The organism is Crenobacter luteus (assembly GCF_004345725.1).
GTDB classification, from domain to species: domain Bacteria; phylum Pseudomonadota; class Gammaproteobacteria; order Burkholderiales; family Chromobacteriaceae; genus Crenobacter; species Crenobacter luteus.
In genome coordinates, this window is record NZ_SLXG01000010.1 from 14,269 (window position 1) to 33,342 (window position 19,074).

14 protein-coding genes are annotated in these 19,074 nt (G+C 67.9%); 7 read left to right on the top strand and 7 right to left on the bottom strand.

Going from position 1 to position 19,074, the window contains the following annotated elements; genetic code table 11:
* The first annotated feature begins 65 nt into the window (after window positions 1-65).
* The 5 genes from EV683_RS07565 to EV683_RS07585 all read left to right on the top strand — a co-directional run bounded on the left by EV683_RS07565 (window position 66) and on the right by EV683_RS07585 (window position 8,663).
* The gene (locus EV683_RS07565) at window positions 66-707 is read left to right on the top strand and encodes a TetR/AcrR family transcriptional regulator (RefSeq protein ID WP_131862379.1); all 642 of its coding nucleotides are present in this window, start codon (window positions 66-68) and stop codon (window positions 705-707) included.
* A 109-nt stretch (window positions 708-816) separates the two neighbouring features.
* Window positions 817-3,270 carry an acyl-CoA dehydrogenase gene (locus EV683_RS07570; RefSeq protein WP_131862380.1) on the top strand — a complete coding sequence of 818 codons (2,454 nt, stop codon included), beginning with the start codon at window positions 817-819 and terminating at the stop codon, window positions 3,268-3,270.
* Between the two features lie 264 nt (window positions 3,271-3,534).
* Window positions 3,535-4,914, top strand: coding sequence for an OmpP1/FadL family transporter (locus tag EV683_RS07575; protein WP_131862381.1), 1,380 nt, complete (start codon window positions 3,535-3,537; stop codon window positions 4,912-4,914).
* 109 nt (window positions 4,915-5,023) lie between these two features.
* A complete protein-coding gene (locus EV683_RS07580; protein ID WP_131862382.1) occupies window positions 5,024-7,399 on the top strand; it encodes a 3-hydroxyacyl-CoA dehydrogenase/enoyl-CoA hydratase family protein in 2,376 nt (791 codons plus the stop codon).
* Between the two features lie 61 nt (window positions 7,400-7,460).
* On the top strand, window positions 7,461-8,663 hold the full coding sequence (locus EV683_RS07585; RefSeq protein ID WP_131862383.1) for an acetyl-CoA C-acyltransferase: 1,203 nt from the start codon (window positions 7,461-7,463) through the stop codon (window positions 8,661-8,663).
* A 155-nt stretch (window positions 8,664-8,818) separates the two neighbouring features.
* Here EV683_RS07585 and EV683_RS07590 read toward each other — a convergent pair whose 3' ends face one another.
* Window positions 8,819-10,339 (bottom strand): PilZ domain-containing protein, encoded by a 1,521-nt coding sequence (locus EV683_RS07590; RefSeq protein WP_131862384.1) that lies wholly within the window; start codon window positions 10,337-10,339, stop codon window positions 8,819-8,821.
* Between the two features lie 27 nt (window positions 10,340-10,366).
* Window positions 10,367-11,299, bottom strand: coding sequence for a LysR family transcriptional regulator ArgP (locus EV683_RS07595; RefSeq protein WP_131862385.1), 933 nt, complete (start codon window positions 11,297-11,299; stop codon window positions 10,367-10,369).
* A 109-nt stretch (window positions 11,300-11,408) separates the two neighbouring features.
* Here EV683_RS07595 and EV683_RS07600 point away from each other — a divergent pair, with 109 nt between their 5' ends.
* Window positions 11,409-12,029, top strand: a complete 621-nt coding sequence (locus tag EV683_RS07600; RefSeq protein WP_131862386.1) for a LysE/ArgO family amino acid transporter — start codon at window positions 11,409-11,411, stop codon at window positions 12,027-12,029.
* A gap of 82 nt (window positions 12,030-12,111) precedes the next feature.
* On the opposite strand, the gene prmB is transcribed toward EV683_RS07600, so the two are convergent.
* The 5 genes from prmB to EV683_RS07625 form a co-directional block, all read right to left on the bottom strand.
* Entirely contained in the window at window positions 12,112-13,056 is a 945-nt protein-coding gene (prmB, locus tag EV683_RS07605; RefSeq protein WP_131862387.1) for a 50S ribosomal protein L3 N(5)-glutamine methyltransferase, read from the bottom strand.
* Window positions 13,057-13,128: 72 nt separating this feature from the next.
* On the bottom strand, window positions 13,129-14,505 hold the full coding sequence (locus EV683_RS07610; protein ID WP_131862388.1) for a phosphomannomutase/phosphoglucomutase: 1,377 nt from the start codon (window positions 14,503-14,505) through the stop codon (window positions 13,129-13,131).
* 68 nt (window positions 14,506-14,573) lie between these two features.
* The gene (gene trpD, locus EV683_RS07615; protein WP_066609805.1) at window positions 14,574-15,599 is read right to left on the bottom strand and encodes an anthranilate phosphoribosyltransferase; all 1,026 of its coding nucleotides are present in this window, start codon (window positions 15,597-15,599) and stop codon (window positions 14,574-14,576) included.
* 75 nt (window positions 15,600-15,674) lie between these two features.
* The gene (locus tag EV683_RS07620; protein ID WP_066609803.1) at window positions 15,675-16,244 is read right to left on the bottom strand and encodes an aminodeoxychorismate/anthranilate synthase component II; all 570 of its coding nucleotides are present in this window, start codon (window positions 16,242-16,244) and stop codon (window positions 15,675-15,677) included.
* Between the two features lie 241 nt (window positions 16,245-16,485).
* Window positions 16,486-17,826, bottom strand: a complete 1,341-nt coding sequence (locus EV683_RS07625; RefSeq protein ID WP_131862389.1) for a cache domain-containing protein — start codon at window positions 17,824-17,826, stop codon at window positions 16,486-16,488.
* A 476-nt stretch (window positions 17,827-18,302) separates the two neighbouring features.
* On the opposite strand from EV683_RS07625, the gene EV683_RS07630 reads away from it, so the two are divergent.
* Window positions 18,303-19,073, top strand: a complete 771-nt coding sequence (locus EV683_RS07630; RefSeq protein ID WP_066609797.1) for an ABC transporter substrate-binding protein — start codon at window positions 18,303-18,305, stop codon at window positions 19,071-19,073.
* Window position 19,074: the final 1 nt, after the last annotated feature.

The window sequence follows — 19,074 nt, forward strand, 5'->3', positions numbered from 1 at the left end:
ACGCTTGTTCGAAGGTCAGTATGGATCAGGCAAATCAAACCGAGCAACCCAAGGCAAACCAGAGCATGGAAGCGAATCGCTCCGATACCTCAACCCGCATCCTCGACGTGGCCGAGCGGCTGTTCGTCGAGCATGGCTTCGAGGCGACCTCGCTGCGCATGATCACCCAGCAGGCCGGCGTCAACCTCGCCGCGGTGAACTACCACTTCGGCTCCAAGGACGCCTTGTTCGAGTCGGTGTTCACCCGTCGGCTCGGTCCGCTTCTGGCCGGCTGCATCGCCGAGCTCGACGCCGAAGAAGCCGGCGGCAGGGCGCTGTCGATCGAGGCGCTGGTGATGACCTTCATTCGTCCGGCGCTCGCGCTGTCGAAGGACCCCAACAAGGGCGGCGCGATGTTCGTGCGGCTGCTGTCGCGCACGCTGGTGGAAAACCACCGCCTGCTGCGCGAAACGTTGTCGCAGCAGTACAGCGAGTTCGTACAGCGCTACAGCCGCGCCTTCGAGCGCGCGCTGCCGGCGCTCGGCGGCGAGGAACTGGCCTGGCGCATGCATTTCGCCTTCAGCCTGATGTTCAACGCCTTCGCCGGCAACGACGTGCTGAAGATCTTCGTGCGCAGCCAGGTCGTGTCCGCGCGCGACCCGGACATGATCGTCAAGCATCTGGTCCCCTTCGTGGTGGCGGGCTTGAACACGCCTTCCAGCAGTTAGGGAACGAAGGAGTCTGCCGGCGAGACACGCGCAAAGCGGCCACCAGCGGACTCCGGCGGGATCCATACCCTTTTCGGCTAACAAAGGGTCAACACGAGGAAAACACACAATGCAATCCGCCATCATCCTTTTAGTCCTGATCGGCGCGCTGGCCTACTTTCGCGCGCCCGTCGTCGTCTGGACGCTGGGCGTCGCCGCCTGGTTGCTGGGCTTGCAGTTCGGCTTCGGCGTCGCCGTGCCGGTCGCGGTCTGGGCAGCGTTCGCCGTCGTCGCCGCGGTGCTGAACCTGCCGCCCTTGCGCCGCGCCGTGTTCACCGGCCCGGTGTTCGGCGTGTTCAGAAAGATCACCCCGCCGATGTCGCAGACCGAGCAGGAGGCGATCAACGCCGGTACCGTCTGGTGGGACCGCGACCTGTTCTCCGGCAAGCCCGACTGGAACAAGCTCCTGTCCTTCCCCGACCCGAAGCTTAGCGCCGAGGAGCAGGCCTTTCTCGACGGCCCGACCGAGGAGCTGTGTAAGCTCATCGACGACTGGAAGATCACCCACGAGGACAAAGACCTGCCGGAAGAGGTGTGGAACTTCATCAAGGACCACGGCTTTCTCGGCATGATCGTCAAGAAGCAGTACGGTGGTCTCGAATTCTCCAACTACGCGCACGCCAAGGTCGTCACCAAGATCGCCACCCGCGGCGGCTCGGCGGCGGTGACGGTGATGGTGCCCAACTCGCTCGGCCCGGGCGAGCTGTTGCAGCACTACGGCACCGAAGAACAGAAAAACTACTACCTGCCGCGTCTGGCGAAGGGGCTGGAGATCCCGTGCTTCGCGCTGACCAGCCCCTACGCCGGTTCCGACGCCGGCGCGATCCCCGACTACGGTTACGTCTGCCGCGGCTCCTATACCGACCCGCGCAGCGGCCAGCGCCACGAGGACGTGCTCGGCATCCGCGTCAGCTGGGAAAAGCGCTGGATCACGCTGGCGCCGGTGGCGACCATCCTCGGCCTCGCGTTCAAGCTCTACGACCCGGAACGCCTTCTGGGCGACAAGGAAGACATCGGCATTACCTGCGCGCTGGTGCCGACCGAGCACGGCGGCGTCGAGATCGGTCGCCGTCATTTTCCGGGCGGCTCGGCCTTCATGAACGGCCCGACCTGGGGCCGCGACGTGTTCATCCCGATGGAGTGGGTGATCGGCGGCCAGGAGTACGTCGGCCAGGGCTGGCGCATGCTGGTCGAGTGTCTGTCGGTCGGCCGCTGCATCTCTCTGCCGGCGATGTCGGTCGCCTCGGGCAAGGTCGCCAGCTTCACCACCGGCGCCTACGCGCGCATCCGCGACCAGTTCGGCCTGCCGATCGGCAAGTTCGAGGGCGTCGACGAGGCGATGGCGCGCATCGGCGGCTTCACCTACCAGATGGAAGCGTCGCAGGACCTCGCGCTGACCGGCCTCGACATGGGCGAAAAGCCGTCGGTGTTGTCGGCGGTGCTCAAGTACCACAACACCGAGCGCATGCGCAAAGCGCTGAACGACGCGATGGACGTGCACGGCGGCCGCGCGGTGGTGCTCGGTCCGCGCAACTACCTGGCACGCGCCTACCAGGCGATCCCGATCGCGATCACCGTCGAGGGCGCCAACATCCTGACCCGTTCGATGATCATCTACGGCCAGGGCGCGATCCGCTGCCATCCGTTCGTGCTGCGCGAGATGAAGGCCGCGATGGCCGGCGACGGCCGCGAGTTCGACGACGCGATCACCGGCCACATCGGCTTCGTCGTCTCCAACTTCGTCCGCTCGCTGTGGATGGGCCTCACCGGCGCGCGCCTCGTCGGCGCGCCGCGTGGCGGCGAGACCGCCCGCTACTACAAACAGCTGACGCGTTTTTCCAGCGCCTTCGCGCTGTTGTCCGACATGGCGATGTTCAGCCTCGGCGGCTCGCTGAAATTCCGCGAGAAGCTGTCGGCGCGCCTGGGCGATATGCTGTCCAACCTCTACATCGCGTCGGCGTGCCTGAAGCGCTTCGAGCGCGAGGGCGCGCAGAAAGAAGACCTCGCCGTACTCCAGTGGTCGGTCGAGTCGGCGCTGTACGACCTGCAGCAGGCGATGGACGGCTTCCTCGCCAACCTGCCGAACCGTCCGCTCGCCTTCCTGTTGCGCCGCGTGATTTTCCCCTGGGGTCTGACGCTCAAGCAGCCGTCCGACCGTACCGGTACCCGCGTCGCCCGTGCGCTGATGGAAGAGGGCGGCACCCGCGAACGGCTGACGCGCGGCATGTTCGTCCCCGACGACGAGCGCGACCCGGTCGGCGTGTTGCAGCCGGCGCTCAAGGCCGTCGTCGCGACCGAGCCGGTCGAGCAGAAGCTGCGCAAACTGACGCGCGACGGCAAGTTCCGGTCGCTGACCAGCCGCGAAAGGTTGGCCGAGGCGCTGGCCGCCGGCCAGATCAGCCAGGCCGAATTCGACGCGGTGGCGCGCGCGCGCAAGCTCAAGCGCGACGTGATCATGGTCGACGACTTCGACAAGTCGCTGACCCACCACGACGACGGTCTGCTGGAAAGGCTGGTGTTCTGACGCGGGCCGCCGTGACCGCAGGCACGGCGTGAGCCGTGCCTGCGCTGTTTCTGCCTTGCTCTTTAAAACGATTACTGCAGAAGTGGGCGAATTACTGCCGATATTTTCAAGGAAATACTTTCGTGTTGTAATTAAACGAATGTTTGGAACAATAGCTTGAAAATGCTGGCAAAGGGCCCGGGCTGTCGCTAGTATCGATTGCAGTCGATGACACAATCGACTTCGCGAACAACATGCAACGAGCAATGCAGAGAGGGATAACACATGAAGTTGAAGCAGCTCAGCCTGTCGGTCATGTTGCTGGGATCGGCCGCCAGCCTGTTCTCCGCCCAAGCCGTCGCGTCCGGTTACCACTTCGGCACCCAGTCGGTCAGCGCGCAAGCCACCGCCAACGCCAGCGCGGCGGAGGCGGCCGACGCCAGCACCATCTTCTACAACGCCGCCGGGATGTCCAAGCTATCCGGCACGCAAGTCTCGGGTGCGCTGAACCTGGTCGCGCCGAGCGTCAAATACCGTAATGCCCAAGGCTTCTACCCCGGCGCGCCGGGCGCGCAGCAGGCCATCCAGGGGCGTGACAGCGGCAAGCTGACCGACGACCTGGTCGCGGTGCCCCATCTTTACCTGACGCACAAGATCGACGAGCGCTTCGCGGTCGGCGTCGGCGTCTACGTGCCCTACGCGTCCGAGACCGAGTACCAGCGCGATTCGGTGCTGCGCTACAACGTCAACCAGACCGGGCTGAAAACGCTAGACGTCAACCCGGCGCTGTCGATCAAGCTGAACGAACAGCACGCCTTCGGCGTCGGCCTGCTGGCGCAGTATGCGAAGGCGACGCTGCGCCAGTTCGCGAACTTCGGCGCCTTCCCGGGAGGCGGCGGCAACGGCGCCAACGACGGCTACGCGGAGGTCGAGGGCGACGACTGGGGCTTCGGCTTCACCGCCGGCTGGCTGTGGGACGTGAGCGACCGCAGCCGCGTCGGCCTGAGCTACCGCTCGAAGGTCAAGCACACGCTGGACGGCACCGCGAAGTGGAGCAAGAGCGCCGCCTACTCCACGACGCCGAACGCGTTGGGCTACAAGGACAACGAAGGCGCCAAGGTCGACGTCGTGACCCCCGAGTCGCTGTCGCTGCACGGCATGCACAGGCTCGATCCGCGGTGGAACCTGTTCGGCGACGTGACCTGGACCCGCCACTCGCGCTTCGACCGCGTCCAAATCGAGTACGAGAACACCAAGGTCGTCAACGGCAGCACGAGCAACAAGACCATCCTGGTGCCCGACTGGAAGGACACCTACAAGGTGTCGCTCGGCGCGTCCTACCAGGTCACCGACCCGCTGCAGTTGCGCTTCGGCGTCGCCTACGACCAGTCGCCGGTGCCGGACGACGCGCACCGCCTGTCGACGCTGCCGGACAACGACCGCATCTGGCTGTCGCTCGGCGGCAAGTACGAGTTGAGCAAGCAAAGCTCGGTCAACCTGGCGTACAGCTATATCCATATCAAGGATGCCAAGGCCAACGTCAACGGCTATTGCGGCGGCGCGAACGCGGCGGCGGTCGCTTGCGTGTCGAGCAAGACCAACGGCTCGGCCGAATACAGGAGCCACGCGCAGATCGTGGGTGTCCAGTACAACCACAGTTTCTGAACCGCATAGGCGGTAAGGCGAGGGCGGGGCGTCGCGTCCCGCCCGACAATAACAAGGCAGGCACGAGGGGCGCTGCCGTCTGATGTCCATAGACACCATCGAGGAAACCATGTCTGAATCCAAGTTCATCGTACGCAAGGTCGCCGTGCTCGGCGCCGGCGTGATGGGGGCGCAGATCGCCGCCCATCTGGTCAACGCCAAGGTGCCGACGATCCTGTTCGATCTGCCGGCCCGCGAGGGCGACAAGAACGGCATCGTCAAGAAAGCGATCGACGGTCTGAAGAAACAGAAGCCGTCGCCGCTGGCGGGCAAGGGCCTCGAGCAGTACATCCAGCCGGCCAACTACGAGGAGCATCTGCATCTTCTGAAGGAGTGCGACCTGGTGATCGAGGCGATCGCCGAGCGCATCGACTGGAAGGCCGACCTCTACCACAAGGTCGCGCCGCACCTGGGCGAGCGCACCATCTTCGCGACCAACACCTCCGGCCTGTCGATCAACACCTTGGCCGAGGCCTGCCCGGAGGGCGTGCGTCCGCGCTTCTGCGGCGTGCACTTCTTCAACCCGCCGCGCTACATGCACCTGGTCGAGATCATCCCGTGCGCGAGCTCGGACGCGGCCATGCTCGACCACCTCGAGCGCTTCCTCGTCTCGACGCTCGGCAAGGGCGTGATCCGCGCCAAGGACACGCCGAACTTCGTCGCCAACCGCATCGGCGTGTTCTCGATGCTGGCGACCATCGCCAACGCCGAGAAATTCGGCATCCGCTTCGACGTGGTCGACGACCTGACCGGCCCGCGCCTCGGCCGCCCGAAGTCGGCGACCTTCCGCACCGCCGACGTCGTCGGCCTCGACACCTTCGCCCACGTGGTGAAAACCATGCAGGACACGCTGCCCGACGACCCGTGGCACGGCCTGTTCAAGTCGCCCGAATGGTTGCAAAAGCTGATCGCCGCCGGCGCCCTGGGCGCCAAGACGAAGGCCGGCATCTACAAGAAGGACGGCAAGCAGATGTTCGTCGTCGACCCGGCCAAGGGCGACTACGTCGGCGCCGGCGAGAAGGGCGACGACGCGGTCAAGGACATCCTGAAAATCGCCGACCCGGCGGAGAAATTCCGCAAACTGCGCGAAAGCGAACATCCGCAGGCGCAGTTCCTGTGGGCATGCTTCCGCGACGTGTTTCATTACATCGGCTACCACCTGGCCGACATCGCCAACTCGGCGCGCGACGTCGACTTCGCGATCCGCTGGGGCTTCGGCTGGAGCGTCGGCCCGTTCGAGACCTGGCAGGCCGCCGGCTGGCAGCAGGTCGCCCGCTGGGTCGACGAGGATGTGAAGGCCGGCAAGGCGCTGGCCTCGGCCAACCTTCCGGCCTGGGTGCTCGAAGCCGACCGCGTCGGCGTGCATTTCGCCGACGGCTCCTTTGACGCCGCCAGCGGCAAGCGCGTCGGCCGCTCGACGCTCGACGTCTACGCGCGCCAGCTCGCGCCGGCCAGGGTGCTCGGCGAGGCGAGCGCGCCCCTGGGCGAGACCGTGTTCGAGAACGACGGCGTGCGCGCCTTCACCACCGGCGACGAGGTGCTGGTGGTGTCGTTCAAGTCCAAGGCGCACGCGATCGGCCCGGACGTGCTCGACGGCCTGAACACCGCGCTGGACATCGCCGAGGCGCGCTTCAAGGGCCTGGTGATCTGGCAGACCGAGGAGCCGTTCTCGGTCGGCGCCGACCTCGCGTCGATGATGCCGGCCTTCATGATGGGCGACTGGGACGCGATCGACGCCACCGTGCGCCGCTTCCAGCAGACGTCGATGCGGCTGCGCTACAGCCAGGTGCCGACCGTCGCCGCGACGCAGGGCTACGCCTTCGGCGGCGGCTGCGAGTTCGCGATGCACTGCGACAAGGTGGTCGCCGCGCTCGAATCCTACGTCGGCCTGGTCGAGGTCGGCGTCGGCCTGTTGCCGGGCGGCGGCGGCTGCAAGGAATTCGCGCTGCGCGCCGCACAAGAGGCGCGCGGCGACATCCTGCCGGCGCTGAAGGACTACTTCATGGCGGTCGCGACCGCCAAGGTCGCCACCAGCGCGGTCGAGGCGCAGGAGATCGGCTACTTCAGGAAGACCGACACGGTGGTGTTCAACGCCTACGAGCTTCTGTACGTCGCCAAACAACAGGCGCTCGCGATGGCCGAGGCCGGCTATCGCCCGCCGCTGAAGGTCAAGGGCTTCCCGGTCGCCGGCCGCGCCGGCGCCGCGTCGATCAAGGGCCAGTTGCTGAACATGTTCGAGGGCCGCTTCATCAGCGAGTACGACTTCACCATCGCCAGCCTGATCGCCGACGTGATGACCGGCGGCGACGTCGAAGCCGGCACCGAGGTCGACGAGCAGTGGATCCTCGACCTGGAGCGCAAGGGCTTCATGCAGCTGCTGAAAAACGGCAAGACGCAGGACCGCATCGCCAACATGCTGACCACCGGCAAGCCGCTGCGCAACTAACACCGAGACGATCAGACGCCCGGCCGGCCCCCGAGCCGACCGGGCCGCAGGAGAACACCACATGACCCAGCAAGTACAGGAAGCTTACATCGTCGCCGCCACCCGCACGCCGGTCGGCAAGGCGCCGCGCGGCATGATGCGCCACGTGCGCCCGGACGACATGCTCGCCCACGTCATCACCGGCGCCCTGGCGCAGGTGCCGGCGCTCGACCCGAAACTGATCGCCGACTGCGTGGTCGGCTGCGCCTTCCCCGAGGCGGAGCAGGGCCTCAACATGGCGCGCATCGGCGTGCTGCTGGCCGGCCTGCCCGATACCGTCGGCGGCGTGACGATCAACCGCTATTGCTCGTCCGGCATCAACGCGGTGCAGATGGCCGCCGACCGCATCCGCCTCGGCGAAGCGGACGTGGTGATCGCGGCCGGTTCCGAGTCGATGTCGCTGGTGCCGATGATGGGCAACAAGGTCGCGCTGAACCCGGAAATCTTCGCCCGCGACGAAAACTACGCCATCGCCTACGGCATGGGCCTGACCGCCGAGAAGGTCGCCCAGCAGTGGGGCGTGTCGCGCGAGGACCAGGACGCCTTCGCGGTCGAATCGCACCGCCGCGCGCTGGCCGCGATCGAGAGCGGCGCGTTCAAGGCGGAGATCAGCCCGCTCGACGTCACCTACCGCGTGCCCAACCTCGCGACCGGCGAGGTCGAGCATGTGCGAAAGACGCTGACCACCGACGAGGGCCCGCGCGCCGACACCTCGCTCGAGGGCCTCGCCAGGCTCAAGCCGGTGTTCGACGCCAAGGGCTCGGTGACCGCCGGCAACAGCTCGCAGATGTCCGACGGCGCCGGCGCGGTGATCCTGGTGTCGGAAAAGATCCTCAAGCAGTTCAACCTGACGCCGCTGGCGCGCTACGTCACCTTCTCGGTCAAGGGCGTGCCGCCGGCGATCATGGGCATCGGTCCGAAGGAGGCGATCCCGGCCGCGCTCGGGCAGGCGGGCCTCGCGCTGTCCGACATCAAGTGGATGGAGCTCAACGAGGCGTTCGCCGCGCAGGCGCTGGCGGTGATCCGCGACCTCGATCTGGACACGAACGTCGTCAACCCGCACGGCGGCGCGATCGCGCTGGGCCACCCGCTGGGCGCGACCGGTGCGATCCGCGCGGCGACGCTGATCCACGGCATGCGGGGCCGCGGCCAGAGCGGCTACGGCATGGTGACGATGTGCATCGGCACCGGCATGGGCGCCGCCGGCATCCTCGAAGTGCTGTAAAACCGGACGATCCGACCGGGACGGGGCGGCCGCACGCGGCAAGCCGGTTCCGGATGCTTGAACCCCGCCGCGCGTCGGCGGGTTTTTTTCGTCCCGGTGCGGCGCCATGAAAAACGCCCGGCGGAGCCGGGCGCGGGGGAGGGTTGGCCGAGGCCTTACAGCCGGGCGAGGGTGTCGAAGTCGCTGTGCGCGCAGTCGCCGAAGGGCGTGAGCGGCGCCTTCAGGCGGATCCGGTAGGACTGGCCCTGCACGGTCAGCACCAGTTCGCGCTGCGGCTCGGCCAGGCCCCGCGGCAGCAGGAACCAGCGCCGGCCGCCGACCGAGTTCGGCTGGGTGATGTAAAGGCCGTGCTGCGGGTCCATGTCCGGCAGCGCCGGGTCGGTCAACGACACCGCGATCGGCGAGTGGCCGAGCAGCTCGACGCCGACGCGCGCATTGCCCGAGCTTTCGCGCGCGATGCGGCGGATCACGCCCAGTTGCGGCGTCCCGCCGCTCTCGCGCACGCACAGCAGCCGACCCAGCGCGAGCGGCTCGATGTCGCGTCCGTAAAAGTTCAGGCCCATGCCGGTCTGGCTGACGTCCTGGATGCGCCAGTCCTCGTGGCTGCCGTCGGTCGCGTGCGCCGGCTGCTGCACCTTGGCGAGAAAGGCGATGCGCTCGAAACCGACGTCGACCTCGGCCTGCTTCAACTGGGGCGAGCGTTCGGACTTGCGCAGCGATACGCCGCCGTCGCGCGCCCAGCGCGTCGCGAGCTTGGCGCACAATTGCTCCCATTCGTGCTCGGACAGGCGCAGCCGCGTCTGCGTCAGCAGCGGCGGCAGGCCCTTGTCGAGGTCGAGCATGATGTCGGCCAGCCGGTTCGCGAACGGCTGGCCCGACCAGTAGCGCACGCCTGGGCCGAGCATGCCGCGCCGCATGGTTTGCGGCGGCGCGGCGGCCTCGAGGTCGAGCAGGAAGACCGGCTCGTCGACGAGGTTGGCCTGCCGCTCGAAGCGGGTGCAGCCGGCCAGACCGCCGAGCAGCCGCTCGACCGCGACGATCTCGACCGGGCGCAGGTTGTCGGTCTGCGCCAGCTTGAGCATCGCGCCGCGCAGCAGGATCTGCTCGCAGCTGGTTTCCTCGCGCTCGCTCTCGTAAAGCCGGATCGGCTGGCGTTCGCAGCCCTGTTCCTCGGCCGACAGGTAGAGCCGGTAGCCCTGCTGCCAGAGCTGGCCGTCGGAGTTCAGGTAATTCAGCGCGTTCCACAGCGTCAGCCGCATCTGGTGGTTGAGCGCGCGCGCGGTCGCCAGCCGGATGTCGGCCGCCAGCGCCGGCTGCGGGTTGCCCTGCTGCAGCTTCAGGCAGATCAGGTAGGCCTTGGAGAGCTGCTGCAGGTAGGCGAGGATGCTCGGCTGGAAGGACTTCACGCCGGCCTTGCCGGCGAGGAAGTCGTCGCACAGCTGGGTGTGGATGACGTGGGTACGCTCGTCGATATAGAGCAGGGTCTTGAGTCTCTCCTTCAGCGAGATCTCGGTGTCGGCGTTGATCTTGGCGATCGACTTGACGATCTCGACCAGCGCGCCGGCGTACTCGGCCTCGGGCAGCGCGTTGACCAGCGTCGTCGCGGACTGCGTGAGGCTCGACTGGGGGCCGTTGCGGCTGACCAGCGAGCTGACCAGTTTCTTGAAATCGAACATGAAGGTGCGTGCCTGTCTTGAAGGTTGTCATCTTATGACAGCGTCGGGACCGGGTAAATCCTCGTTTTCGATAGGGAGGAGCGCGGCGCGGCAGGCGTGCTCGAGCGCGGCGGCCAGCGTGCGCATCAGCCGCGATTCGCCGCGCCAGCGGTGCCAGTAGAGCGCCAGGTCGATGGTGTGACCGGGGGCGAGGTCGAGCAGTTCGCCGGCCGCGAGCGCCGGCTGCGCCATCGACGCCGGCACCATGCTCCAGCCCAGCCCCAGCCGCACCGCCTCGAGGATGCTCTGCGGCGACGGCAGCGTCAGCCTGGGGTAGTCGCCGCGGTAGCCGGCGACGCGCGCCAGGTACTCGGTCTGCATGTCGTCCTTCGCGCTGAACACGATGGCCGGCGCCGCGGCGAAGCGTTCGGCGCGCGGCCCGTCCGGGAAATGGCGGCGCGCGAAGTCGGGCGAGGCCATGCCGTGGTAGCGCATCACGCCCAGCGGCAGGCAGTCGCCGCCCTGTACCGGCCGCGGCCGGGTGCTGACGCAGGCGAGCACGTGGCCCTGGCGCATCAGCTCGAGCGTGTAGTCCTGGTCGTCGAGCACCACGTCGATCAGCACCCGCTCGGCGCGGCATACCGGCGCGATCGCGGCGACGAACCAGGTCGCCAGGCTGTCGTTGTTGACGCCGAGCGCCAGCCGCGTCCAGCCGGCGCCTTGCTGCGGCGTCTCGAGGCTGTCGAACAGCTCGGCCTCGAGCAGGTGGATCTGCCGGTAGTGCTGCAAAAGGCGGCGCCCGAGCGCGGTGGTGCCGACCGGCAGCGTGCGCGTCAGCACCGGTTGGCCGAGCCGCTCCTCGAGCTGGCGGATGCGCTGCGATACCGCCGACTGGGTGATGAACAGCCGTTCGGCGGCCTTGTCGAAGCCGCCGCTGTCGACCACGGCGGCGAGCGCTTCGAGGTGTTTGGGGTCGAGCATGAGCAATATTAGTTTTGCTGATATCTCATCATAACAATGAATTTAACTTAATTCCGGCTTCCGGCTACCTTGTCGGCATCGCTTCTGCCGCCCGCCACAGGATGCCGCCATGGATTTCGCCGTCTACCTTTCCGCCCTCGGGATCACCGCCAGCCAGATCGTCGGCATCGGCCCGCAAAACGCCTTCGTGATCCGCCAGGGCATAGGCCGCAGCCACGTGCTGCCCATCGTCGCGATCTGCATCGCTTGCGACATCCTGCTGATCTCGGCCGGCGTGCTCGGCGTCGGCGGCTGGGTCGCCGGCCATCCGGCGCTGATGCGCTGGGTGGTGTGGGGCGGTGCGGCCTTCATCGCGTGGCTGGGCGTCAAGTCCTTGCGCGCGGCCTTCACGCCCAGGGCGCTCGACGCAGCCGGCGACGTCGAGCGCGGCAAGCGTAACGCGATCCGCACCATCCTCGTCGTGACCTTGCTCAACCCCTACGTCTGGCTCGATACGGTGGTGCTGATCGGCAGCGTGTCGTCGGTGTACGGCGCGGCGGCCAAGCTGTCGTTCATCCTCGGCGCCAGCACCGCGTCCTGCCTGTGGTTCCTCGCGATCGGCGTCGGCGCCGGCCGGCTCGCGCCGTGGTTCGAGTCGCCCCGAAGCTGGCGTGTGCTCGACGGCGTGATCGCGGCGGTGATGTTCTTCACCGCGACGATGCTGGTGACGCAGTTCGGCTTCGGCCGCTGATGGGCGCGTGCTGCCAAACAAACAGCCCGGTTTTCATGCCGGGCTGTTTGTTTGGTCGCGGCGCCGCAAGGGCCGAGCGGGCTTATTCCGCGTCGGCACCGTCCTCGTCTGCGGGCCAGGGTTGGCCGAGGCCCGCCGCGACCAGGTCCTCGCGCGTCAGGAGGAACACGAAGCCGTCGCCGCCGCTGGTCTCGAGCCACACGAAGGGCAGCTGCGGGTAGGCCGCCTCGAGCACCTCGCGGTTGTGGCCGATCTCGACCAGCAGCACGCCCTTCGGGTTGAGGCGCGCGGCGGCTTCCGCGAGGATGGCGCGCGTGTGGTCGAGGCCGTCCTCGCCCGAACCGAGCGCCATTTCCGGCTCGTGGCGGTACTCGTCGGGCAGCTCGTCCATCGCGTCCTCGTCGACGTAGGGCGGGTTGGAGACGATCAGGTCGTAGCTTTCCTCTAGCCCAGCGAACAGGTCGGTGTGGATCAGCTGCACGCGCTCCTCGAGGCCGTAGTCCTGCACGTTGACGCTGGCGACCTCGAGCGCGTCGAGCGACAGGTCGACCGCGTCGACCTCGGCGTCCGGGTAGTGGTGCGCGATCTGGATCGCCAGGCAGCCCGAGCCGGTGCACAGGTCGAGCGCGCGGTGCACCAGTTCCGGGTGTTCGATCCACGGCGCGAGCGGCTCGCCGAGCAGTTCGTAGATGAAGGAGCGCGGCACCAGCACGCGCTCGTCGACGTAGAAGCTGAAGTCGCCCTGCCACGCCTCGTGCGTCAGGTAGGCGACCGGCACCTTCTCGACCGCGCGGCGCTCGACCAGCTCGAGCACGTCCTTCACCTCCTGCGGCAGCAGGCGCGCGTCGAGGAAGGGTTCGAGGCGGTCGATCGGCAGGTTCAGCGTCTTGAGGATCAGGTAGGCGGCCTCGTCGTAGGCGTTGCTGGTGCCGTGGCCGTAGAAGAGGCCGGCCTCGTTGAAGCGCGACACCGCGAAGCGCACGAGGTCGCGCACGGTGAAGAGGGTTTCGGCGGCTTGGCTGTACATGGATGTTTCCTTGAATGACAAAGGTTGGCCGAGCCTTGGGGGCTCGGCCAACCTCGATAGAAAAAACCGCGATCAGAACGGCAGCTTGGCCTTCGTCTCGGCGGCGAGCACGCGGCGGAAGTCGGCCTTGATGCGCTCGAGCGCGTCCTCGGTGTCGGCCTCGAAGCGCAGCACGATCACCGGCGTGGTGTTCGACGCGCGCGCCAGGCCGAAGCCGTCCGGGTACTCGACGCGTAGGCCGTCGAGGGTGATCACCTCGGCGGCGCCGTCGAAGCGCGCGCTCTGTTGCAGGCGGGCGATCAGCGCGTGGTTGTCGCCTTCCTTGGCCATCTTCAGGTTCAGCTCCGGCGTCGAGATCGCGTTCGGCAGCGCGTTCAGCAGCTCGCTCGGGTCGTCGACGCGCGACAGCACCTCCAGAAGGCGCGCGCCGGCGTACAGGCCGTCGTCGAAGCCGTACCAGCGCTCCTTGAAGAACACGTGGCCGCTCATCTCGCCGGCGACCAGCGCGCCGGTTTCCTTGATCGCCGCCTTGATGAAGCTGTGACCGGTGCGCGCCATCACCGGTTCGCCGCCGTTGTCGCGGATCCACGGCGCCAACAGGCGCGTCGATTTCACGTCGTAGATCACCTTGGCGCCCGGGTTGCGCTCGAGCACGTCGGCGGCGAACAGCATCAGCTGGCGGTCCGGCCAGATGATGTTGCCTTCCTTGGTGACCACGCCGAGGCGGTCGCCGTCGCCGTCGAAGGCGAGGCCGAGTTCGGCGTCGGTCTTGGCGAGCGCGTCGATCACGTCGGCGAGGTTCTCGGGCTTGGCCGGGTCCGGGTGGTGGTTCGGGAAGCTGCCGTCGACCTCGCAGAACAGCTCGCGCACGCGGCAGCCGAGGCGGCGGAACAGCAGCGGCGCGAAGGCGCCCGGCACGCCGTTGCCGCAGTCGATCACGATGTTCATCGGGCGTTCGAGCTTGACGTCGCCGACGATGCGCTTCAGGTAGGCCTCGACGATGTCGTGCGTGCGGTAGCCGCCTGCGCCGTCGACGAAATCCTTGTCGCGGATGCGCGCGTAGAGCGCCTGGATCGCGTCGCCGGCGAGCGTGTCGCCGGCCAGCATCATCTTGAAGCCGTTGTACTCGGGCGGGTTGTGGCTGCCGGTCACCATCACGCCGGACAGCGTGCCCAGTTCGTGCGCGGCGAAGTAGAGCATCGGCGTCGCGACGCGGCCGACGTCGATCACGTCGACGCCGGTGGCGCGGATCCCTTCGGCGAGCGCCTCGGCGAGGTCGGGCCCGGACAGCCGGCCGTCGCGGCCGATCACGATCGCCTTGACCGCGCGCGCGCGCGCCTCGCTGCCGATCGCGCGGCCGATCAGCCGTGCGGCGTCGAGCGTCAGCGTCTTGCCGACGATGCCGCGGATGTCGTAGGCCTTGAAGATGTCTTTGGATAGGGTCGCCATGTCGGATGGTGTCCTGGGTTTGAGCTGGATGCGGGGGGGCTCGGCCGACGTCGGCCGAGCGTCGGGGTTCACAGCGCCTGGCCGAATGCGACCAGCTCGGCGAGCTTGGCGCGCGCGGCGCCCGAGTCGATCGCGGCGCGCGCGCGCTCGATGCCCTCGCCGAAGTCGGCGGCGACGTCGGCGGCGTACAGCGCGGCGGCGGCGTTCAAGAGCACGATGTCGCGGTGCGGGCCCTCGTCGCCGTCGAGCACCGCCAGCACCATCGCGCGCGATTCGTCGGCGCCGGCGACGCGGATCGGCTTGAGGTCGTCGGTCAGCGTGAAGCCGTAGCGGGTCGGGTCGAGTTCGTATTCCTCGACGCGACCGTCCTTCAGCTCGGCGACCAGCGTCTTGTCGGCGATGGTGATCTCGTCCAGACCGTCGCGGCCGTGCACCACCAGCACGTGGCGGCTGCCGAGCTGCTTCAACACGCGCGCCTGGATGCCGACGAGGTCGGGGTGGAACACGCCCATCAGCTGGCACTCGGCGTTGGCCGGGTTGGTCAGCGGCCCGAGGATGTTGAAGATGGTGCGCACGCCGAGCTCTTTTCGGATCGGCGCGACGTGGCGCATCGCGCTGTGGTAGTTGGGCGCGAACATGAAGCCGGCGCCGACCGCGTCGATCGTCGCGCCGACCTGTTCCGGCGTCAGGTCGAGCCGCACGCCGAGCGATTCGAGCACGTCGGCGCTGCCGGAGCTCGACGACACCGCGCGGCCGCCGTGCTTGGCGACGCGCGCGCCGGCGGCAGCGGCGACGAACATCGTCGTCGTCGAGATGTTGAAGGTGTGCGCCTTGTCGCCGCCGGTGCCGACGATGTCCAGCAGGTGGCTACGGTCGGCCACCGGCACCGGGGTGGCGAATTCGCGCATGATGGTCGCCGCGGCGGCGATCTCGGATACCGATTCGGTCTTGACGCGCAAGCCGACCAGGATCGCCGCGGTCAGCACCGGCGACACCTCGCCGCTCATGATCTGCCGCATCAGGTCGAGCATTTCGTCGTAGAAGAGTTCGTTCTGATCGATCAGTCGGTTGAGGGCGGCCTGGGGGGTGATCATCGCAATCCTTGTCGGGTTCGGTTTCGGGGGAGGGCAGAGGGGCGACGGCCGGAGCCCGGCCGCCCGGCCGGCGCGTCAGGCGTGTTCCCTCAGGAAGTTCGACAGCATGTCGTGGCCGTGCTGGGTCAGGATCGACTCCGGGTGGAACTGCACGCCCTCGACCGGCAGCGTCTTGTGGCGCACGCCCATGATCTCGCCGTCGTCGGTCCACGCGGTGACCTCGAGGCAGTCGGGCAGGCTCGCGCGCTCGATCACCAGGCTGTGGTAGCGGGTGCAGGTCACCGGGTTGGGCAGGCCGCGGAACACGCCGGCGTCCAGATGGTGCACCGGCGAGGTCTTGCCGTGCATCAGTTGCTGGGCGTGCACCACCTTGCCGCCGAAGGCCTGGCCGATGCTCTGATGGCCGAGGCAGACGCCGAGGATGGGAATCTCGCCGGCGAAACGCTCGATCGCGGCGAGCGACACGCCGGCTTCGTTCGGCGTGCACGGGCCGGGCGAGACGACCAGGTACTGCGGCTTGAGCGCGGCGATCTCGTCGAGGCTGATCTCGTCGTTGCGGAACACCTTCACCTCCTGGCCGAGTTCGGCGAAGTACTGCACCAGGTTGTAGGTGAAGCTGTCGTAGTTGTCGATCATCAGAAGCATTTTGTGACCTAAGGCGCTGAATTTGTCATGTTTGCTTGCGTTGGGGCCAGGTCCGTTACTCACAGCCTTACTCACAATCGCATTTGATGGGCATGCCCGGAGCGGGTTGCTGCACTGCATTTTCATTCCAAACCCGGCCTGCCGCAACATCGTCTTGCCGGTGGGCGATGCGGGCCGCTTTCCATCGTGACAAGCGCGTGCATGACGGACGCGCCGTGCAGAGCGGCCCGCCGGCGCCCGGCTAGCGAGCTTCCGGCGCGGCGGTCCGGGGCGCCGTCGCCGGCAACCGGATGGCGATCGCGGCGCCGTCGCGCGACGCGGTCGACGCGACGCGGCCGCCGAGCGGCTCGGCCCGGTCGCGCAGCGCCTGCAGCAGCGCCTCGTCGCTACGCCCGCCGCGATTCGCGCCGCCGTGTCCGCGTACCGTGAGGCACAGCGTGCCGCCGTCCTCGTGCAGCTCGACGCTCGCGGCCCGCGTGCCTTCGCGAACGGCGACGAGGGCGAGCGCATCGCCGGCGAGGCGGGACAGCGCGAGCGCCTGAGGCGCCTGCGGCGCGAAGCGGCCGAGGCGGTTGTCGACCGTCACGCGGACGCCGTGGGCGGTCTCGGCGTCGCGGGCGGCGCGCGCGATCGCCTCCGCCAGCGTTTCGGCGTCGAGCGCCGCCGGCTGCAGCGTCTGCGCGAGGCGGAGGGTGTCGTCGAGCGCGGCGAGCAGGGCGGAGTGGCTGGCGGCCAGCGCGGCGCCGTCGTCGCGGGCGGCGGCGTGTTCGAGCGCGATCCGGGCCGCCTCCAGACGTTGGCCGAGGCCGTCGCGCAGCGCGGCCGCGATCCGGCTCCGTTCCGCCTCCTGCGCGTCGAGCAGCCGCCGTGCCCGCGCGCCGAGCCGGCTGGCGGTGCGGCGCCGCTCGGCGACGTTGAGCGCGACAGCGCTGGCCAGCACCAGCAGCAGGGCGCAAAGGCCCAGCGCGGCGACGCCGCCCAGCGTCGCGTCGATGCGGGCGCGCGTCTTTGCGCGCGAGGCGCTGATCTCGCGCTCGACGTCGTCGAGGTAGACGCCGGTGCCGATCATCCAGTCCCAGCGCGGCAGATGCACGACGTAGCCGAGCTTGCCGGTCAGCTTGCCGGTCGACGGCTTTTCCCATTCGTAGCGGGCAAAGCCGTCGCCGCGCCGCGCGGTGTGCAGCAGCGCCTGGATTACCTGACGGCCGTGCGGGTCGGTCAGCGCCCACAGATTGTGGCCGACCAGCTCGGGCTTGCGCGGGTGGACCAGGCTATTGCCGCCGGTGTCGTAGGCGAAAAAGTAGCCGTCGTCGCCGTAGTCGAGGCCGGCGAGGAGGGCCTTGGCCTGTTCGCGGGTCGCCGCGTCGTCGCGTCCCGATTCGTACAGCGGCCTGATCGCGGCCAGCGCGAGCTCGACGTAGTGCTTGAGCTCGGCGCGGTGCGCGGCGTAGAGGCGCTCCTCGAGCAGCGCGACCTGCTGCTCGGCCAACTGCCGCGACTGGTGGAGCAGCAGCGCGCCGACGGCGGCCAGCGACAGCAGCGACAACATGACGAGAAGGACGGTTTTCTGCTTGAGCGACATGCGAACTGGCGGCGCAAGGGGTAGGAAAGGCGGCAATGTACACCGAATGCCCGCGTCCGTCTCGTGGGCATGCCGGGAGCGGCCGGCGCGCCGTGGCGGCAGAAACGCCACCGCAGGGCGTCGTGTGTCGCGTTCCGGAATTTCGCAAAAGCGACAGCGGCCTACACATGTGGTCGCGGCCGCGCACGCCGGGAAGGGGCGGTGCGCGCGCGGCGAAAAGTTTCAGGGTCTTGATCGGAAAGGGGATTTTGGCTGTCCTGCGCGCGTTTGTTGCGCTGCAGCAGCTACGGGGCGAGGGTCGGACCCATGATTGTCCGCACGGGCAATTGCTGAAAACATCCACTCGCCAGCCCCTTGCCGTGCCCGTCGATGCGACCGGCGAGCGGCGCGCAGCACGGCCGCACGATAAAGGCCGGCTCGAGACAAGGCGTGCCCGACGCGCCGCCACCGTTACACCCGTCTACGGAGAAGTCCCCATGAAGAAGCTTGTCATCTCGGTTGCCCTCGCCCTCGCCTCCACCGGCGTCATGGCCAAGGAGTGGAACGTCGTCCGCTTCGGCGTCGACGCCAACTACGCGCCGTTCGAATCGAAGGCCGCCGACGGCAAACTGGTCGGTTTCGACATCGACCTGGGCAACGCGATCTGCGAAAAGATCAAGGCCAAGTGCGTGTGGGTCGAGAACGACTTCGACGGCATGATCCCGGCGCTCAAGGCCAAGAAGTTCGACGCCATCCTGTCGTCGCTGTCGGTGACCGACAAGCGCAAGGAGCAGATCGCCTTCTCCGACAAGCTGTTCAATACCCCGGTGCGTCTGGTCGCCAGGAAAGGCTCGTCGCTCCAGCCGACCGTCGAATCGCTCAAGGGCAAACGCATCGGCGTGCAGCAGGGTACGGTGATGGAGAGCTTCGCCAAGGCGCACTGGGGCGGCAAGGGCGTGACCGTCGTGCCGTACCAGAACAACGACCTGGTGCTCGCCGACCTGGTGTCCGGCCGCCTCGACGGCAGCGTGCAGGAGGTCGTGCTGGCCGATACCGCCTTCCTGAAAACCGCGCAGGGCCGCAACTTCGGCTTCGCCGGCGGCAACCTCAACGACGTGAAGATCCTCGGCGTCGGCACCGCGGTCGGCCTCAGGAAGGAGGACAACGACCTGCGCCTCCTGATCAACAAGGCGATCGCCGACATGCACAAGGACGGCACCTACCAGCGCCTCTCGAAGAAATACTTCTCCTTCGACATCTACCACTGAG